Here is a 15,962-nt window from a genome sequence, read left to right on the forward strand (position 1 = left end):
GGCGTCAGGCTCGGCGGGTGCGTCGAATCAGGATCAGGGCGCCGCACGCGACCAGCAGAGCCGCGAGACCGCCGAGGAGGGCCGCCCCACCGGAGGTGGAGCCCGTGTCGGCGAGACCGCTGCCGGTGCTCGTCGACCCGGTGGTGCCGGTGCCGGGATCGGCCGGCAGCGGCACGTCGTAGCGGTAGCCGCCGGTGAGCACGCCGTTGCCGCACTCCACCCCGCCGGTGACCGTGACATCCACCGTCCCTGTTCCGGCCGGTGCGACCGCGGTGATGGTCGCGTCGTCGACCACGGTGAACGAGGTCGCCGGGGTGGTGCCGAAGAGCACGCCGGTCGCGCCGGTGAAGCAGCCGCCGGTGATGGTCACCGTCGTGCCGCCGGCCTGCGGCCCGTGCCCCGGGTCGACGCCGTCGACGGTGGTGCCCGGGTCGTACGTGAACGTCGCGGAGGGCGACGGTCCGACCGGGGTCGTCACGACGATCGGCACGGCGCCGGCCGTGTGCGGCGGCGTCGTCAGGGTGATCGTGGTGTCGTTCACGACCGTGAACGGCACGTCCACTCCGTCGACCGTCACGCTCGTGGCGCCGGTGAAGCCGGTGCCGGAGACGGTGACGACCGTGCCGCCGAGGAACGGCCCGTGGTCCGGGTCGAGTCCGCTGATGACGGGCGCGTTCGGCACCGGGTCGAAGGTGAAGTCGCCCGGCTGAGAGTCGCCGTTCGGGTGCTGCACGATCACGTCCACGCCGCCCGGAGTGTGGGCCGGTGTCGTCACCGTGATGGTGGTGTCGTTCACGACGGTGAACCCGGTGCCCGGCGTGCCGCCGAAGGTCACCCCGGTGGCGCCGGTGAACCCGGTGCCGGTGATGGTGACCGCGGTGCCGCCGGTCTGCGGACCGTTGGCGGGCGCGACGGAGGTGATCGCCGGGACGGGTAGGAAGGTGAAGTCACCGGGCTGCGAGTCGCCGTTGGGGTGCTGCACGATCACGTCCACGCCGCCGGGCGCGTGCGCCGGGGTCGTCACCGTGATCGTGGTGTCGTTCACGACGGTGAAGGCCGTTCCCGCCGTGCCGCCGAAGGTCACTCCGGTGGCGCCGGTGAACCCGGTGCCCGTGATGGTGACCGCGGTGCCGCCGGTCTGCGGCCCGCTCGTCGGGGCGAGGGAGGTGATGGCCGGCAGCTGCAGGAAGGTGAAGTCACCGGGCTGCGAGTCGCCGTTCGGATGCTGCACGACCACATCCACCGCTCCCGGCAGGTGCGCCGGGGTGGTGACGGTGATGGTGGTGTCGTTCACGACGGTGAAGGCCGTCCCGGCGGTGCCGCCGAAGGTGACTCCGGTCGCGCCGGTGAAGCCGGTTCCCGTGATGGTGACGTCGGTGCCGCCGGTCTCCGGTCCGCTGGCCGGCGCCACCGAGGTGATCGCCGGGACCGCGTCGAAGGTGAAGTCGCCCGGCTCCGAGGGGCCGGCCGGCGTGGTCACGACGACGTCGACCGCACCCGGAGCGTGCGCCGGGGTGGTGGCCGTGATCGTGGTGTCGTCCACCACGGTGACGCCCGTCGCGGGCGTGCCGCCGAAGGTGACGCCCGTCGTGCCGGTGAAGCCGGTGCCGGTGATGGTGACGGCGGTGCCGCCGGTCTCCGGTCCGTTGGCGGGCGCGACTCCGGTGATGACGGGCAGGGGCAGGTAGGTGAACGTCGCCGGAGCGGAGTCCCCGACCGGCGCCTGCACGATCACGTCGACCGGTCCCTCCGCGTGGGCGGGGCTGGCGACGGTGATCGTCGTGTCGTTCACCACGCTGAACCCGACGCCCGGGGTCCCGTCGAAGGTCACGCCGGTCGCTCCGGTGAAGCCGCTGCCGGTGATGGTGACGGGTGTCCCTCCGGTCACCGGTCCGCTGGTCGGGGCGAGGGAGGTGATCGCCGGGAGGGCGATGAAGGTGAACGTGCCCGGTCCGGAGTTCCCGTTGGGGCTCTGCACGACCACGTCCGTCGCGCCCGGCGCGTGCGCCGGGGTGACCACGGTGATGGTGGTGTCGTTCACGACGGCGAAGCCGCTGCCTGCGGTGCCGCTGAAGGTCACTCCCGTGGCCCCGGTGAACCCGGTGCCGGTGATGGTGACGGTCGTGTCGCCGGTCTCCGGCCCGCTGGTCGGGGTGAGGGACAGGATGGCCGCCGCCGGGAGGAAGGTGAAGTCGCCCGGCTGCGAGTCGCCGTTCGGGTGCTGCACCACCACGTCGACCGTCGCCGGCACGTGCGCCGGAGTGGTCACCGTGATGGTGGTGTCGTCCACGACCGTGAAGGCCGTTCCCGTCGTGCCGCCGAACGTGGCTCCCGTGGCCCCGGTGAACCCGGTGCCGGTGATGGTGACGGCCGTGCCTCCCGCTGCCGGACCGCTGGTCGGGGTCAGGGAGGTGATGGCCGGCAGCTGCAGGAAGGTGAAGTCGCCCGGCTGCGAGTCGCCGTTCGGGTGCTGGACGATCACGTCGACGGCCCCCGGCGCGTGCGCCGGAGTGGTGACGGTGATGGTGGTGTCGTTCACGACGGTGAACGCGGTGCCCGCGTCTCCGCCGAACGTCACGCCCGTCGCCCCGGTGAACCCGGTGCCGGTGATGGTGACGTCCGTGCCGCCGGTCTCGGGCCCGCTGGCCGGAGCCAGGGAGGTGATGGCGGGGACCTGGAGGAAGGTGAAGTCCCCGGGCTGCGAGTCGCCGTTCGGGTGCTGCACCACGACATCCACGTCGCCGGGCGCGTGCGCCGGGGTGGTGACGGTGATCGTCGTGTCGTTCACCACGGTGAAGGCGGTGCCCGGGGTGCCGCCGAAGGTCACCCCGGTCGCACCGGTGAAGTTCGTCCCGGTGATCGTGACGTCGGTGCCGCCGGTCTCGGGCCCGCTGGCCGGGGCCACGGACGCGATGGTCGGAATCGGGTCGAACGTGAAGGCGCCGGGGGCGGACTCGCCGTCGGGGCTCTGCACGACCACGTCGGACGGGCCGGCCGCGTGCGCGGGCGTCGTGACGGTGATGGTGTTCGGATCGACGACGGTGAAGGCCGTGCCCGCGATGCCGTCGAACGTCACGCCGGTCGCTCCGGTGAAGCCGCTGCCGGTGATGGTCACGGGCGTGCCGCCGGTCTCCGGGCCGTGGTCGGGCGAGATCGTGCCGATCGCCGGGGGACCGACCACCGGGTTGAACGTGAAGCCGCCCGGAGCGGAGGGGCCGGCAGGAGTCGTCACGATCACGTCGACGGCGCCGGGCGCGTGGCCCGGGGTGGTGACCGTGATCGTCGTGTCGTCCACGACGGTGACGTTCGCGGCGGGGGTGCCGCCGAAGGTGACGCCCGTCGCTCCCGTGAAGCCGGATCCGGTGATCGTGACGGCGGTGCCGCCCGTCTCCGGTCCGCTGCCGGGCGTCACCGAGGTGATGACGGGCAGCGGGAGGTAGGTGAACGTCCCCGGGGCGGAGTCGCCGATCGGGTGCTGGACCACGACGTCCACGGGTCCCTGCGCGTGGGCCGGGGTCGCGACGGTGATGGTGGTGTCGTTCGTCACGCTGAACCCGACGCCGGGCGTCCCGTCGAAGGTCACCCCGGTCGCTCCGGTGAAGCCGGTGCCGGTGATGGTGACGGGCGTGCCGCCGGTCACCGGGCCGCTCGGCGGGGTGATCGACGAGATGGCCGGCAGGGCCACGAAGGTGAAGGTGCCGGGGCCGGAGTCACCGTTGGGGCTCTGGACGACGACATCCGTCGCTCCGGGTGCGTGCGCCGGGCTGCTGGCCGTGATGGTGGTGTCGTTCACGACCGTGACGCCGGTCGCGGGAGTGCCGCCGAACGTCACGCCCGTCGCGCCGGTGAACCCGGTGCCCGTGATCGTGACGGCGGTGCCGCCGGTCTCCGGACCGCTGGTCGGGGTGAGGGAGCCGATGGTGGGTGCAGCCAGGAAGGTGAAGGTGCCGGGGCCCGAATCACCGTTCGGCCCCTGCACGACGGCGTCCGTCGCGCCGGGGGCGTGTGCCGGGGTGGTCACCGTGATGGTGGTGTCGTCCACGACCGTGAAGGCCGTTCCCGCCGTGCCGCCGAAGGTGACGCCCGTGGTCCCGGTGAAGCCGCTGCCGGTGATGGTGACGGGTGTCCCGCCGGTCGCCGGTCCGCTGGTCGGGGTGAGCGAGCCGATGACCGGCGGGACGGCGAGTGCGTTCGGCCCGACGGTCGCGTTCGCGACGTTGAGCGTCAGCGCCTGGGTGCCGGGGAGCACGGAGGCGCGCAGCGCGGTCTCGGTGAAGACGCCGCCGGTGGTGGACTGGTTGTTGGCGGTCAGCGAGACGACGCCGTTGAGCACGGGCGCGATCGCCGGGACGAGCGTGGCCGTCACGGGGGCGAGCACCGAGGTGCCGAGGGTGGTGATCGCGGTGCCGATGCCGCCCAGCGGGCCGAGCACAGCGCTGAGCACGGTGCTGAGGGGCAGACCGATGGCGATGCCGGCGACGCTGATGCCCGTCGTGTTGCCGGCCAGCAGCTGACCGACCGACTCGTTCACGTTGATGACCGGGAGGCCGAGCGCCGTCACCTGCGCGGTGACCGTGAGAGCGTTCGTCGTGTTCGTGAGCACCGTCTGCACGCGCGAGACCAGCGAACCCAGCAGACCGGTGACACTGGTCTCGATGCTGGTGAGCGTGGCGGCGCTGAGCAGGTTGGTGTTCGGCGCCAATCCCTCGAGCGTGGTGATCGCGCCCAGGTCGACGGAGATGTCGCCTGTTCCGAGGTCGATGCTCACCCCCGGGTAGGCCGGGTCGGTGAGCGTCCCGGCCAGCAGCGGTGCGACCGCCGCCTGCAGGTTCGACGCGCTCACCGACGCCGTCGTGCTGAGGACGGGGCCGAGGTTGATCAGGTTCAGGGCCTGCGCGAGCGTGCCGCCCGGTCCGGCGAGGCCGTTGACGACCGTCTGCACGTTCCCGACCTGGGTGTTGATCGCCGAGGTGAGCCCCGCGACCGTCGCGCTGTGGAAGGTGAGGCCCGTCCCGGCGAGGGAGTACGAGCCGGTCGGTGCACCGGGAGCGGTCTGAGTGGCCCGCGCGCCGGTGACGCCGATCGAGAGGTCGAGCTGCGCCAGCTCGTTCAGGGTGGCCGTCGGCAGCCCGAGGGAGGAGACCGCCTGCGCGAGGTTGACGTGCAGCGGTCCGGGGGCGATCCCGGGCTTGGGGGTGATGCCGGTGCCGATGTCGCCGCTCGCCGAGGTCAGGCCGGAGGCGCCGACCGAGGTGCCGGTCTGCAACGCCGACGCGTACTGGGAGACGACTCCCGCGCCGCCGAGGTCCAGCGGGATCTGGATGCCGCCGGGCGCCGCGATGTTCACGACGCCGAGCACGCCGACGTCGAGGTTGTTCGCGTTCGTCTGGTCCGCCGTCCCGTTGCTGGCGGCCGCCTCGCCGCCGAGCGAAGCCACGAGTCCCGCGTTCAGCCCGATGAGCGTGCCGCTGAGGTACTGCCCGGTCGCGTTCGAAGTGTCCCCGGGGGCGGCCTGGGCCGGGATGGCCCACAGCCCGGCGCCCGCGAGCGTCAGCGCGACGGCGGCGCCGGCTGCGGTGGTGCCGAGCAGCCTGCGGCCTCCCCTCCTCCTCTCGCGCGCTCTGCGTGCTCCATTGCCGATATCGAGACGTGTTACCACGGTGCTTACCCCCAGCGAGATTGAGAGACCTTTCACGGACTCTCGCGGGCGGGAGCCGGTCTCTCAATCGCCCGGAGCGGGTGATCTCGGGGTACAGATCGGGGTGACGCCGCGCCTCAGAGCAGGCCGAGGGCGCGCGCGTTGTCGACCGCCTGAGCGCGGTCGCGGGCGTCGAGTTTGGCGTAGATGGAGCGCAGGTGGGTCTTCACCGTGTTGGCGCTCACGCTGTGCTTCGCGGCGATCTGGCCGATGCTCTGGTGCAGGGGGAGCTCCCTCAGCAGTTCTCGCTCCTTCGCGGTCAGCATCGGCGAGTTCTCCGGCCCGTCGACGCGGTGGTCGAGGGCGCCGGCGGCGGCGAGGACCGACCGGGCGAACTCCTCGCACTCGCCGAAGCCGCCCAGCCGATCGGAGACGAGCCGGGCGAAGGTTCCGCCCCGGGCCAGGAAGGGACGGCGGGTGCCGGTGCGCTCGGCGACGCTCAGCGCCTCCATCAGCCGTGCCTGCACGAGATCCTCGCGGTCGCGCTCGGCGGCGTGCGCGGCCAGCAGCAGCCAGCCGAAGACGATGTTGCTGCCGTGCCAGGCCGGCGCGCCGGTGCGCAGCAAGAGCTCCAGGGTGCGGTCGTCCGCATCCTGGGTGACGGTGCCCTCGCGGACGATGGAGCCGCCGAGTGCCGCCTCCAGCGACCGCGCACCGAGCATCTGCTCCAGCTCGTCCACCAGACCGCGGACCGCCGCGCGCCCGCGGTAGTGCATGGTGAGGTCGAGGAAGCGGAAGGCGCCGATGGCGATGGTGCGCGGGTTGCGTCGCACGGAGACGGAGAAGAGGTGCTCCATCTCCTCGAAGATCGCGCGGGTGTCATCCTCTTCGTCCAGCCGGAAGAGCAGGTGGAGAGCGCGGGGGGCGGCGACGTCGCCCGTGTCGAGGCCGCGCCACCGGGCCTGCACGATGTCGGCGACATGCGCCGACCGGAACGGTTCGCAGGACTGGTAGGCGGCGGAGGCGGCGCGCAGCAGAGCGCTCGCCGCCACGATGCTGTCGGTGCGGGGCTCGGCTCCGGCGAGGCCGGCGATCCGACGCTCGAAGAGGTGCACCATCGGCCACGAGCGATGGGAGGCGGCGGCTCCCGCGGCGAGCTCGAGGCAGAGCATCTGCAACCAGGGCAGGCCGGTCTCCTCCGCGCTGGCCGCCGTCGCCTCGGCGACTGCGAGCGCGTCAGCCGCCCGCCCCGACCGCAGGAGGAGCGAGGCCCGCGCCGCCTCGGCGAAGATGCGGGCGTCGAGCACCGCAAGGGCGCCTCCCTCCCCGGCCGGCCGGCGCAGCGAGATCCGGACGGCGTTCTCGATACGGGTGAGGGCGCGGTCGCGCGCCTCTTGTCCCTCGCCGTCGGCGCGGAGCCCGAGGATACCCGCCAGCACGAGCTCGGACTCCGGGGAGCGTGCGGCCTCGTCCTCCGCGAGCGCCAGGAAGTGGTCGGTCCGCACCGAGTCGAACCGGGTGGGGGAGGTGACGAGCGCGGCGAGCAGGCCGGTCGTCCCGGACATCACGCCGCGGTCCTCGAGGGCGGCGAGCGCGTCGCGGACGGGCGCGGTGTCACCGGAGAAGACCATCCCGAGACCGTACCGGCGCAGGATCTCCTCGACGAGGTCGGTGGAGCGGGAGGCCACCGCGAGCGCGAGGCCGCCGTGCACGTCGCCGCTCTCGAGGTGCCAGCGCGCCGCCGTGCGACGCAGATCGTCGAGGCGGCGGGCATCCCGTCGCGACAGCTCGGTGAGGAGGGTGCGGCGGAGCGACTCGTCGAATCGGTACTCGCATCCCTCGTCGCCGCCGTCGATGCGCTGCAGCAGGTCGTTGCCGTCCCGCAGCCGCTCGACCGTCGTGCCCGCGTCGGGGCAGCCCGTGAGCTCTGCGGCGAGGCCGACACTGAACGACGGGACCGCGGAGAGGGAGAGGAGCAGGTCGGCCTCGGCAGGGTCGAGCGTGCCGAGCAGAGCGCCGACGAAGTACTCGTCGGCGCCCGCGGGGGAGTGGGCGAGTCGGTGGATCGCTTCGCGCGGGTCGGCCATGCGGGCGAGCGCCGCGACGGCCAGCGTCAGGGTCATGGCTCGGCCGCCCGTGCGATCGAGGAGCTCGAAGACGTCCTGGGGAGGCAGGAGCACGCCGGCGCCGCGCAGCAGCTCGTCGGCCTCCCGCTGGCCGAAGGCGAGGTCGGCGACACCGACCATGATGAGCGGGCGCTCGGGGGACAGCGCGTCGAGCGCGAGCGGTTGGGTGCGCCCGCTGAGCACGATCGCGCTGCCCGCCGCCGCGACGGCATCCTGGAGCAGTTCGCGATCGCTGTGGCTGTTGATCCGTTCGATGCCGTCGATCACGGTGGTCGCGCGGCCGGTCTGACCGCAGAGTGCGCTGATGCGGTCGCGCCAGTCGCGGTCGCCCACGCTGCCTGCTCGCGGCGGGCCGTCGACCTCGACGAGGATGCGGTCGGCCGGTTCGAGGTCGCACCAGGCGCGCAGCAACGAGGTCTTGCCGGTGCCGCCGGAGGCGACGATGGAGACGACCGCGGCGCGACCCTCGCCCTCGTCGAGGACCCGCCGGAGCCCCCGGCGGTCCACCACGGCCGTACCGCTAGGCGTCATCGCATGTCCCGAATCCGATCATCCGCATCCCCCGACGAAGAACGCCGTGCAAATAGACCACGTGCTATGGATGCTAAGCGCGCTAAACGGATCGGTCTATCACCCCCTCCGGGTGATACGACGAGTACACCCTAAGTTGCATTAGGTTAGCCTTACCTAAATACGCATGCTTTCCCGTGACCCATCTTGGAGGGACAGAGCCATGGCTCGCACCAATATGCAGTCCACCCGCGTCAAGCCCGAGCGCTCGGAGCTGTTGGTGCTGCACGTGCTCCGGCGCGAGCGGATCTCGAGCGGCTTCGTCCGGATCACCCTCGGGGGAGGCGACATCGCCGGCTTCGTCCCGCTCGGCGCCGACCAGTGGTTCCGGCTGTTCCTCCCGGTCGGCGGCGAGGAGGGGGCTCTCAGTCGTCTGCCGGCGAAACTCGACACCCTCGCCTTCGCGCGCTACCTGACCATGTCGAAGACGGTGCGGCCGGTGCTGCGCAACTACTCGGTCCGCGCCTATCGACCCGACGGCGCCGACGGTCCCGAGCTCGACGTCGACTTCGTGCTCCACGGGTCAGCAGCGGACGGTACGAGCGGCCCCGCCGCCGCCTGGGCTGAGACCTGCGCGGTGGGAGACGCCGTCGCGATCATCGACGAAGGCATCTCGTTCACTCCGCCGACCGGCGTCGACCGCGTCCGCCTGGTCGCCGACGAGACCGGGGTGCCGGCCGCCGCGAACATCCTCGCCTCCCTCGACGTGGGCGTCCAGGGCGTCGCCGTCCTGGAGATCCCGCACGCCGACGACGCCCAGGAGCTGGTGACGCCGCCCGGCGTGGAGGTCGAGTGGGTCGTCCGCACGGACCCGCACGCCGTTCCCGGTGTCGCCGCGGGCACCCGCGCACGTCTCCTGCCGTCGACCGGCGAGCGCTTCTACGGCTGGGCCGTCGGCGAGTCCGCCCTCCCGATCGCGATGCGCCGGCACTGGATCGCCGCGGGCGTCGCAAAGAGCGACATCCTCTTCTGCGGGTACTGGAAGGCGGGACGGCGCTAGGCCGCCGCCCCGCGCCTGGTCAGATGACCTCGTACTCCTCGAGCAGTCGCCCGATCTCCGTGCGCTCGACGAAGCGCTTCGCGAATCCCGGGATCGGGAGCTTCTTGCCGTCGCGCAGGTACCGGGTGGACTTGATCAGCTCGCGCACGTCGTAGACCGAGCCGAACACCTCGGGAACGCCGCGTTCCACGTCGAGCAGCTGGTAGACCGCCTCCATCGCCGTACGAACCGAGTACTCGGTGGTGAAGATGCAGTCGCGGGTCGACTCGGCGAACTGGCCGATGAAGGCGAAGTTGGTCACGCCCTCCGGCACGACCGCGGGACGGTCGCCCGCGGTGCGGGGCAGGAAGAACGCGGTGATGAAGGGCATCATGCACGGCCGGGTGATCGCACCGGTCGCCGCGAGCTCATCGATCTCGTCGATCGGGACGCCCAGGTGGTACAGCCACTCCTGGGTGATCTCCTCGCCGGTGCACTCGCGCATCGGCTTCTTCACATAGTCGCCTGGTACGTCCGTGAACAGCCCGTAGAACCACACGACGGTCTGGTCGTCCGGCTGCTTCGAGAAGTGCGGCTGGCGGTTGACCGTCCAGCTGAGCAGCCACGAGGAGTCGCGCGCGGTCACGATGCCGCCGGTCACGACCTTGCCGCTGCGCGTCGGGCGCTTGGCGATCCGCTCGATGTGGGCGGGGATGCGCTCGTCGAGGGTGGTGATCGATGCGGACTCCCACTGCGACTTCTCCGGGAAGGTGCAGAACTTGTCGGGGTGCCCGAACGACGGATCCTGCGCCGCGATGTTGCGCCAGAGGTGCCAGCTGCCACCGTCGTGGACTACCGGATCCCACTCCGCCTTCGTGTGGTGGTCGCCCCAGCGCGAGTTCTCGACGAGGGACCCGTTGGTGACGAACACCAGGTCGTCGTCGCCGAGGTCGACGCCGCCCTCCACGCCCTCGCGGATCCACTCGATGCGGCGGGCGGTCTTCCGGTCGGGGGCGATGTCGAAGCCGACGTCCATCACCCGGGTGTCGAACTGCACGGTGACGCCGTGCTCGCGCAGCCAGTTGATGAGCGGCAGGACCAGCGACTCGTACTGGTTGTACTTCGTGAACTTGAGGGCGCTGAAATCCGGCAGGCCGTCGATGTGGTGGATGAACCGCTGCACGTACAGCTTCATCTCCAGGGCGCTGTGCCACTCCTCGAAGGCGAACATCGTGCGCCAGTACAACCAGAAGTTCGAGGCGAGGAAGTCCGGTCCCATCACCTCGTCGATCCGCTTGTCGTACAACGACTCCGGCAGGGCGAGCACGAGGTCGACGAGGTCCTTCGTGGCCTTCTTGTCGAGCGTGAACGTCATCCCCGTCTTCGCATCCTGTCCTCGGTCGACGGTCGCGCGCTGCAGCGAGTAGTTGGGGTCGTCTTTGTTGAGCCAGTAGAACTCGTCGAGCACCGAGCCGTCGACCTCGAGCGACGGGATGGAGCGGTACAGGTCCCAGAGGCACTCGAAGTGGTCCTCCATCTCGCGGCCGCCGCGGATGAGCCAGCCGGTCTCCGCGTCGCCGGCGCCGTCGAGCGCGCCGCCGCCGACGGCGGACGCCTCCAGGATGGTGATCCGCTCGCCCGGCACCTGGCCGTCGCGGATCAGGAAGGCGGCGGCGGCGAGTGACGCCAGGCCTCCGCCGACCAGATATGCCGACACGCGCTCCGATCGCTCCGGCTTGCGCGGGCGTGCGAACGCCTCGTAGTTCCCCTTCGAGTAGTACATGCGGACCTCCCTCTCCGTTCGAGTACTCCGAATAACTTGCACATTGCAGTGCAAGTTAGTGATCATTCTACCGAGGGCCATCTCGGAGCGACAGGGGTGACCTGACGGGTGGGAGGACGTGCACGCGACCCGTCTCATCCTGTGTAACGTCTCAGAAACACGATCGCGCGCTGCCGGAAACAGCGGTTCCGTAACGTCGGCCGTGTCGATGGCGCCGCTTCCTCAGCCGCTGGCCCACCCCCGGAGCCGGCCCTGGACCGTTCGCAGGTCGTGCTCCCCGGCGCCTCGAGTCTCCCCTTCCTCGCCGCTGACAGCGGTCTCCTCGGCGTCCCCTTTCGCCCCCAGAGGAAGGCTCCACCCGAATGCATCAGAATCCCAGGCGACTCGTGCGCCTCCTCGCCGTCGCCACGGCCGCGCTCGCGGGCCTCGGGCTCGCGGTCGGCGCTGCAGCGCCCGCCGTCGCCGCCCCGGCCGTCTCGAGCGTCTCCGTCTCGGCGCCCGCCACCGCGACCGCCGGCGACACGTTCGACGTGACCGTGACGCTGACCGGAGCGACCGACGTGTACGGCTACGAGTCCGTGCTCGCCTTCGACCCGGCGGTCGTCTCCTACGTGGACGGGAGCGCGGTCGTCACGGCGGGCGGCTTCGACTCGGTCCGCACCGGAGCCGGCTCCGTCGACGTCGTCTACACGCGCCTCGGCACGTCCCCGGCGCTGTCGGGCGACATCAGCTACACGCTGACGTTCGCCGCGACGGCGGAGGGCTCGACGGCGTTCACCGTGCGCTCGCTCTCGCTGGTCGACTCCGCCTCCGCGGTGACGGCCTCCACCGACGCGGCGACCAGCCCGGCCGTCGCGATCGCGCCCGCCGCAGTGACCTCGCCGACGCCCACCCCGTCGACCGGCGTGGCCGGATCCGGCGGGACCGGCACGGGAGGCTCCTCCACCTCGACCGCAGCCGACGACCTCGCCTCCACCGGCTCCAACGCCCTGCCGTACGTGATCGCCGCCCTGGTGCTGCTCGCCCTGGGCGCCGCCGCCGTGCTGTTCACCGTCCGCCGCCGCCGGGCAGGAGACGCCCGATGACCGCCCGCCGATCGACCCCGAGGAGCACGACCGCCATGCACACCCGCACGAAGAGCCGCCGCGCCGCGACCGCCACGGGCGTCGTCGCCGCCCTGGCCGCGCTCGTCGCGACCGGAGCGGTCGTCGCTCCCGCCGCCTCCGCCGCGCCGGCCGCCGCCGCACCCACGGCCGCCTTCCTCGCGCCGTACTACACCGCGCACGACCTGACCGGCGACAAGCAGGTCACCACCGCCGACCTGGATGCGCTGACGACGCACCTCGGCGAGACGTCCGCGTCGGCGGGCTGGTCCGCCGCGGCCGATGTGGACGGCGACGGCACCATCACCGTGAAGGACCTCGTCGGCCTCTCGCAGCGCATGATCTACGACGACGGTCCCTTCCAGCTGGTGGAGGCGTCCGCCCTCGACATGCAGGCCGCGATGAACGCCGGCGTCACCACCTCGGTAAAGATCACGCAGGAGTATCTCGACCGCATCGCCGCCCTCGACCGCACCGTCGTCGACACCGGCACCGGCGGCCGCGCGCTCAACTCGATCATCTCGAAGAACCCGCAGGCGCTGACGATCGCCGCCCAGGCCGACGCCACCCGCGCGCAGAAGGGGATGACGAGCATGCTCCTCGGCGTCCCGATCGCGGTGAAGGACAACTACGACACCGTCGACATGCCCACCACGGGCGGCTGCGGCTGCTGGGACGGCAACCAGACCAGCGACGACGCCACGATGGTGAAGGGGCTCCGCGCGGCGGGCGCCGTCATCCTCGCGAAGGCCAGTCTGGACGAGTTCGCGTACGGCTTCGTGTCCGAGTTCTCCTCGTTCCAGGACCCGGGCAAGAGCCTCCTGGTCGCCAGCCCGCTCAACACCAGCAAGACGGCCGGCGGCTCGAGCGGTGGAACGGGTGCGGCCATCGCCGCGAACCTGGCGGGCATCGGCTTCGGCACCGACACGGGAGGCTCGATCCGCGTCCCGTCGACGTACAACTCGCTCGTCGGCATCCGCCCGACCGTCGGCCTGACCAGCCGGGACGGCATCATCCCGCTCGCGCTCAGCCAGGACACCGGCGGCCCGATCGCCCGCAGCGTCACCGACGCGGCCGTCGCCCTCGACGCCGTGACCGGAGTGGATGCGGCCGACCCGATCACCGCCGAGCAGTCCGGCAAGGTGCCGACGTCGTACACCGCGGCGCTCGACCCGGAGGCCCTGAAGGGCAAGCGGATCGGCATCGTCACCTCGATGCTGGGCACCAACGCGACGGTCACGCGCCTGTGGGCCGCTGCGAAGGCCACGCTCCAGGCTCAGGGTGCGACGGTCGTCGAGCTGAGCACGGTCCCGACCGCGTTCACGGCGACCCTCAACGAGGGCAGCGGCAGCACGAACGAGTTCAAGCACGACCTGGACGTCTACATCCAGAACCACCTCGCGCCGGCCGTGACCGCCCGCTCCATCGCCGACATCCTGGCCACCGGCCGCAACGTCACCTCCCGCAACAGCATCTACACCTCGCGGAACAACGTGACCGACGCCCAGTACCAGGCGTGGGCGGGTCCGACGGGGACGCACACCACGGCCATCGCGACGGGGAACGCCACCGTCACGCAGCTGATGAACGACAACCAGCTCGACTCGCTGGTCTACCCGAGCGGTTCGCCGTACAACACCATCGGCACGAACATGCGCCTCAGCCCGAACACCGGGATGCCGGCCATCACCGTCCCGATGGGGCAGGCCATCGCCTCTGACGGCACCAACCCGGTCGTCGGCGCCAACGTCAACCTCGAGTTCCTCGGGCGCGACTACGACGAGAGCGGCATCATCGGGCTGGCGTACGCCTTCGAGCAGGCGACCCACGCCCGCGCGACCGCGTCGCTGTACGGCCCCCTCAAGTAGCGACACCCCCCCGCGACATTCGGCCCGAATGTCGGGAATCGCTCACGCATTCCCGACATTCGGGCCGAATCGCGTGCTGTGGAATCGACGGGGCGCGCGTAGCGTTCCCCGTGAGAGACAGCAGGAGGCGACGATGGGCAGCACGACCACCGAGCGCGGCGCGTTCTACGACGGCGTCGCGGCGGAGTTCCGGCAGCACTACACGCGCGGACCGCGGTTCGTCGCGGTCACGGGCGTCCCGGAGGCGGATGTCGCGGGAGCGGCGGATGCGCTCGCGGACGCGCTGCGCGCCGCAGGAGAGACCGTCGAGCGCGCGAGCGCAACGGACGGCACCGATGCAGACGCGTTCCGTGCCGAGGTCGTCGCACCCTTCCGGCAGCGGGAGGGCGTCCTCGTCGTCGACGGGCCCGCCCTGCTCACGCCCGCGTTCCGTGGGTTCTGGAACTTCTCGCTCTGGGTCGAGCACGACCCGGAGCGCAGCCCGGACTGGTCGTTCGTGGCCACCGGGCGCAAGGATCCGCTCGGGGCGCCGCGCGAGGTCGCATCCGTCCTGCTGGACGACGCCGACCCCGCGCGGCCACGGCGGCTCTTCGCCGACTCCTGCTGACGCGGAGCGGCTACGGGCGCGGACGGTCGAAGCGCGCGCCCTCGGGCTTCGAGGGCAGCAGCGTGAAGACGAGCACCACGATGCTGCCGAACGGGATGAACGACAGGAAGAAGAACGGACCGGCGAGGTTCGCGTCGTGCAGTCGGCGCCAGATCAGGGCCAGGTGCGGGATGATCGTGCCGAGGAACCAGAGGACGATGAGGATCCCGGCGACCGCGAAGAGCGGACCCGGCGTCGTGGTCCCGTCGGCGTTGGTGGTCGCGCCCGCATAGCCGAGCGCGAGGCCGAGTCCTTCGAGGACGACGCCGACGATGAACACGAACAGCACCCACCACCAGTACTCGCTGCGGCTCGCTCGACCGGTGAAGTCGGCGTACTTCGTGAAGGAGCGCTTGATGGCGGCGCCGAACGACGCTCCGTAGAGCGGCGCCCAGAGGGGCACGGCCTGTCCGGCCGCCGGGGCGGGAGGTGCGGGAGGTGCGGGCTGTTCGTAGCTCATGACGGTTTCCTCTCAGGGGGCAGCGCTCAGGAGGATGTCGGCATCCCCCGCCGCGCGCCCGGCGGGTCGGTGCCGGGCGCGCATAGTCAACCGCATTCCGGGCCCGGGAGGCGGGATGTGTGACGCGGCGTGTCCGACGCTGCCCCCTGTCCCGGGCGGTACAGTTGCCGCCGGGGGGACGCCGCACGTCTCATCGACCGGAGGACCCCCGCCTCATGCCACGACAGGAACGCGCCGAGCGCAGCCGTGCCGAGATCCTCGACGCCGCTGCCGACGAGTTCGACGCCCACGGATACGCCGGCGCCCGGCTCGATCGCATCATCGAGCGCACCCAGCTGACCAAGGGCGCCGTCTACTTCCACTTCCGCTCCAAGCACGATCTCGCCGAGGCGCTCGTCGCCGAGAAGTACGGCAATTGGCCCGCCGTCGCCCAGGAGGTCGAGGAGGCCGGACTCACCGGTATCGCCGCCGCGCGCGAGCTGAGCCGTCGCGTCGCCGTGGTGTTCGCGACCGATGCGCACGTGCGGGCGGCGATGAAACTCACGCAGACGATCCTGCCGCCGGCTCCCGAGGACGATCCGTACGTCCGCTGGGTGGCGCTGATCGGCCGATACCTCGACGAGGCCGTGCGGGCAGGCGAGTTGCCGCCCGGGTCCGACCCGGAGGCCCTCGCGACCGTCGCGGTGCAGGCCTTCTTCGGCGCCTACATGATCGCGGACGAGCGCGGGCGCTTGGACGGCCTGGTGGAGGACGCGTCCCGTCTCTGGGACGTCATCGCCGGCTGAGGTG

General features: G+C 71.6%; 9 protein-coding genes. 5 read left to right on the forward strand and 4 right to left on the reverse strand.

The window, feature by feature from the left end; all coding sequences use genetic code 11:
* Positions 1–4: 4 nt before the first annotated feature.
* On the reverse strand, positions 5–5,659 hold the full coding sequence (locus FHX33_RS18580; RefSeq protein ID WP_183428846.1) for an IPT/TIG domain-containing protein: 5,655 nt from the start codon (positions 5,657–5,659) through the stop codon (positions 5–7).
* Between the two features lie 116 nt (positions 5,660–5,775).
* Positions 5,776–8,295 carry a helix-turn-helix transcriptional regulator gene (locus FHX33_RS18585; RefSeq protein WP_183428847.1) on the reverse strand — a complete coding sequence of 840 codons (2,520 nt, stop codon included), beginning with the start codon at positions 8,293–8,295 and terminating at the stop codon, positions 5,776–5,778.
* 202 nt (positions 8,296–8,497) lie between these two features.
* On the opposite strand from FHX33_RS18585, the gene FHX33_RS18590 reads away from it, so the two are divergent.
* The gene (locus FHX33_RS18590; RefSeq protein WP_021763386.1) at positions 8,498–9,334 is read left to right on the forward strand and encodes a siderophore-interacting protein; all 837 of its coding nucleotides are present in this window, start codon (positions 8,498–8,500) and stop codon (positions 9,332–9,334) included.
* A gap of 19 nt (positions 9,335–9,353) precedes the next feature.
* Here FHX33_RS18590 and FHX33_RS18595 read toward each other — a convergent pair whose 3' ends face one another.
* Complete coding sequence (locus tag FHX33_RS18595; RefSeq protein WP_021763387.1) at positions 9,354–11,096, reverse strand: oleate hydratase; 1,743 nt, start codon at positions 11,094–11,096, stop codon at positions 9,354–9,356.
* A gap of 362 nt (positions 11,097–11,458) precedes the next feature.
* On the opposite strand from FHX33_RS18595, the gene FHX33_RS18600 reads away from it, so the two are divergent.
* From FHX33_RS18600 to FHX33_RS18610, 3 genes are all read left to right on the forward strand, one after another.
* On the forward strand, positions 11,459–12,181 hold the full coding sequence (locus FHX33_RS18600; RefSeq protein WP_221209720.1) for a cohesin domain-containing protein: 723 nt from the start codon (positions 11,459–11,461) through the stop codon (positions 12,179–12,181).
* Entirely contained in the window at positions 12,178–14,067 is a 1,890-nt protein-coding gene (locus tag FHX33_RS18605) for an amidase family protein (protein WP_246397575.1), read from the forward strand. Before FHX33_RS18600 ends, FHX33_RS18605 begins: the two co-directional genes overlap by 4 nt.
* 133 nt (positions 14,068–14,200) lie before the next feature.
* Entirely contained in the window at positions 14,201–14,674 is a 474-nt protein-coding gene (locus FHX33_RS18610) for a hypothetical protein (protein ID WP_021761868.1), read from the forward strand.
* 10 nt (positions 14,675–14,684) lie between these two features.
* Here FHX33_RS18610 and FHX33_RS18615 read toward each other — a convergent pair whose 3' ends face one another.
* Entirely contained in the window at positions 14,685–15,173 is a 489-nt protein-coding gene (locus FHX33_RS18615; RefSeq protein WP_039921672.1) for a DUF805 domain-containing protein, read from the reverse strand.
* A 215-nt stretch (positions 15,174–15,388) separates the two neighbouring features.
* Here FHX33_RS18615 and FHX33_RS18620 point away from each other — a divergent pair, with 215 nt between their 5' ends.
* Positions 15,389–15,958: a ScbR family autoregulator-binding transcription factor gene (locus FHX33_RS18620; protein WP_021761872.1), complete on the forward strand. Its 570-nt coding sequence runs from the start codon at positions 15,389–15,391 to the stop codon at positions 15,956–15,958.
* Positions 15,959–15,962: the final 4 nt, after the last annotated feature.

Source organism: Leifsonia aquatica, from assembly GCF_014190775.1.
GTDB lineage: Bacteria > Actinomycetota > Actinomycetes > Actinomycetales > Microbacteriaceae > Leifsonia > Leifsonia aquatica.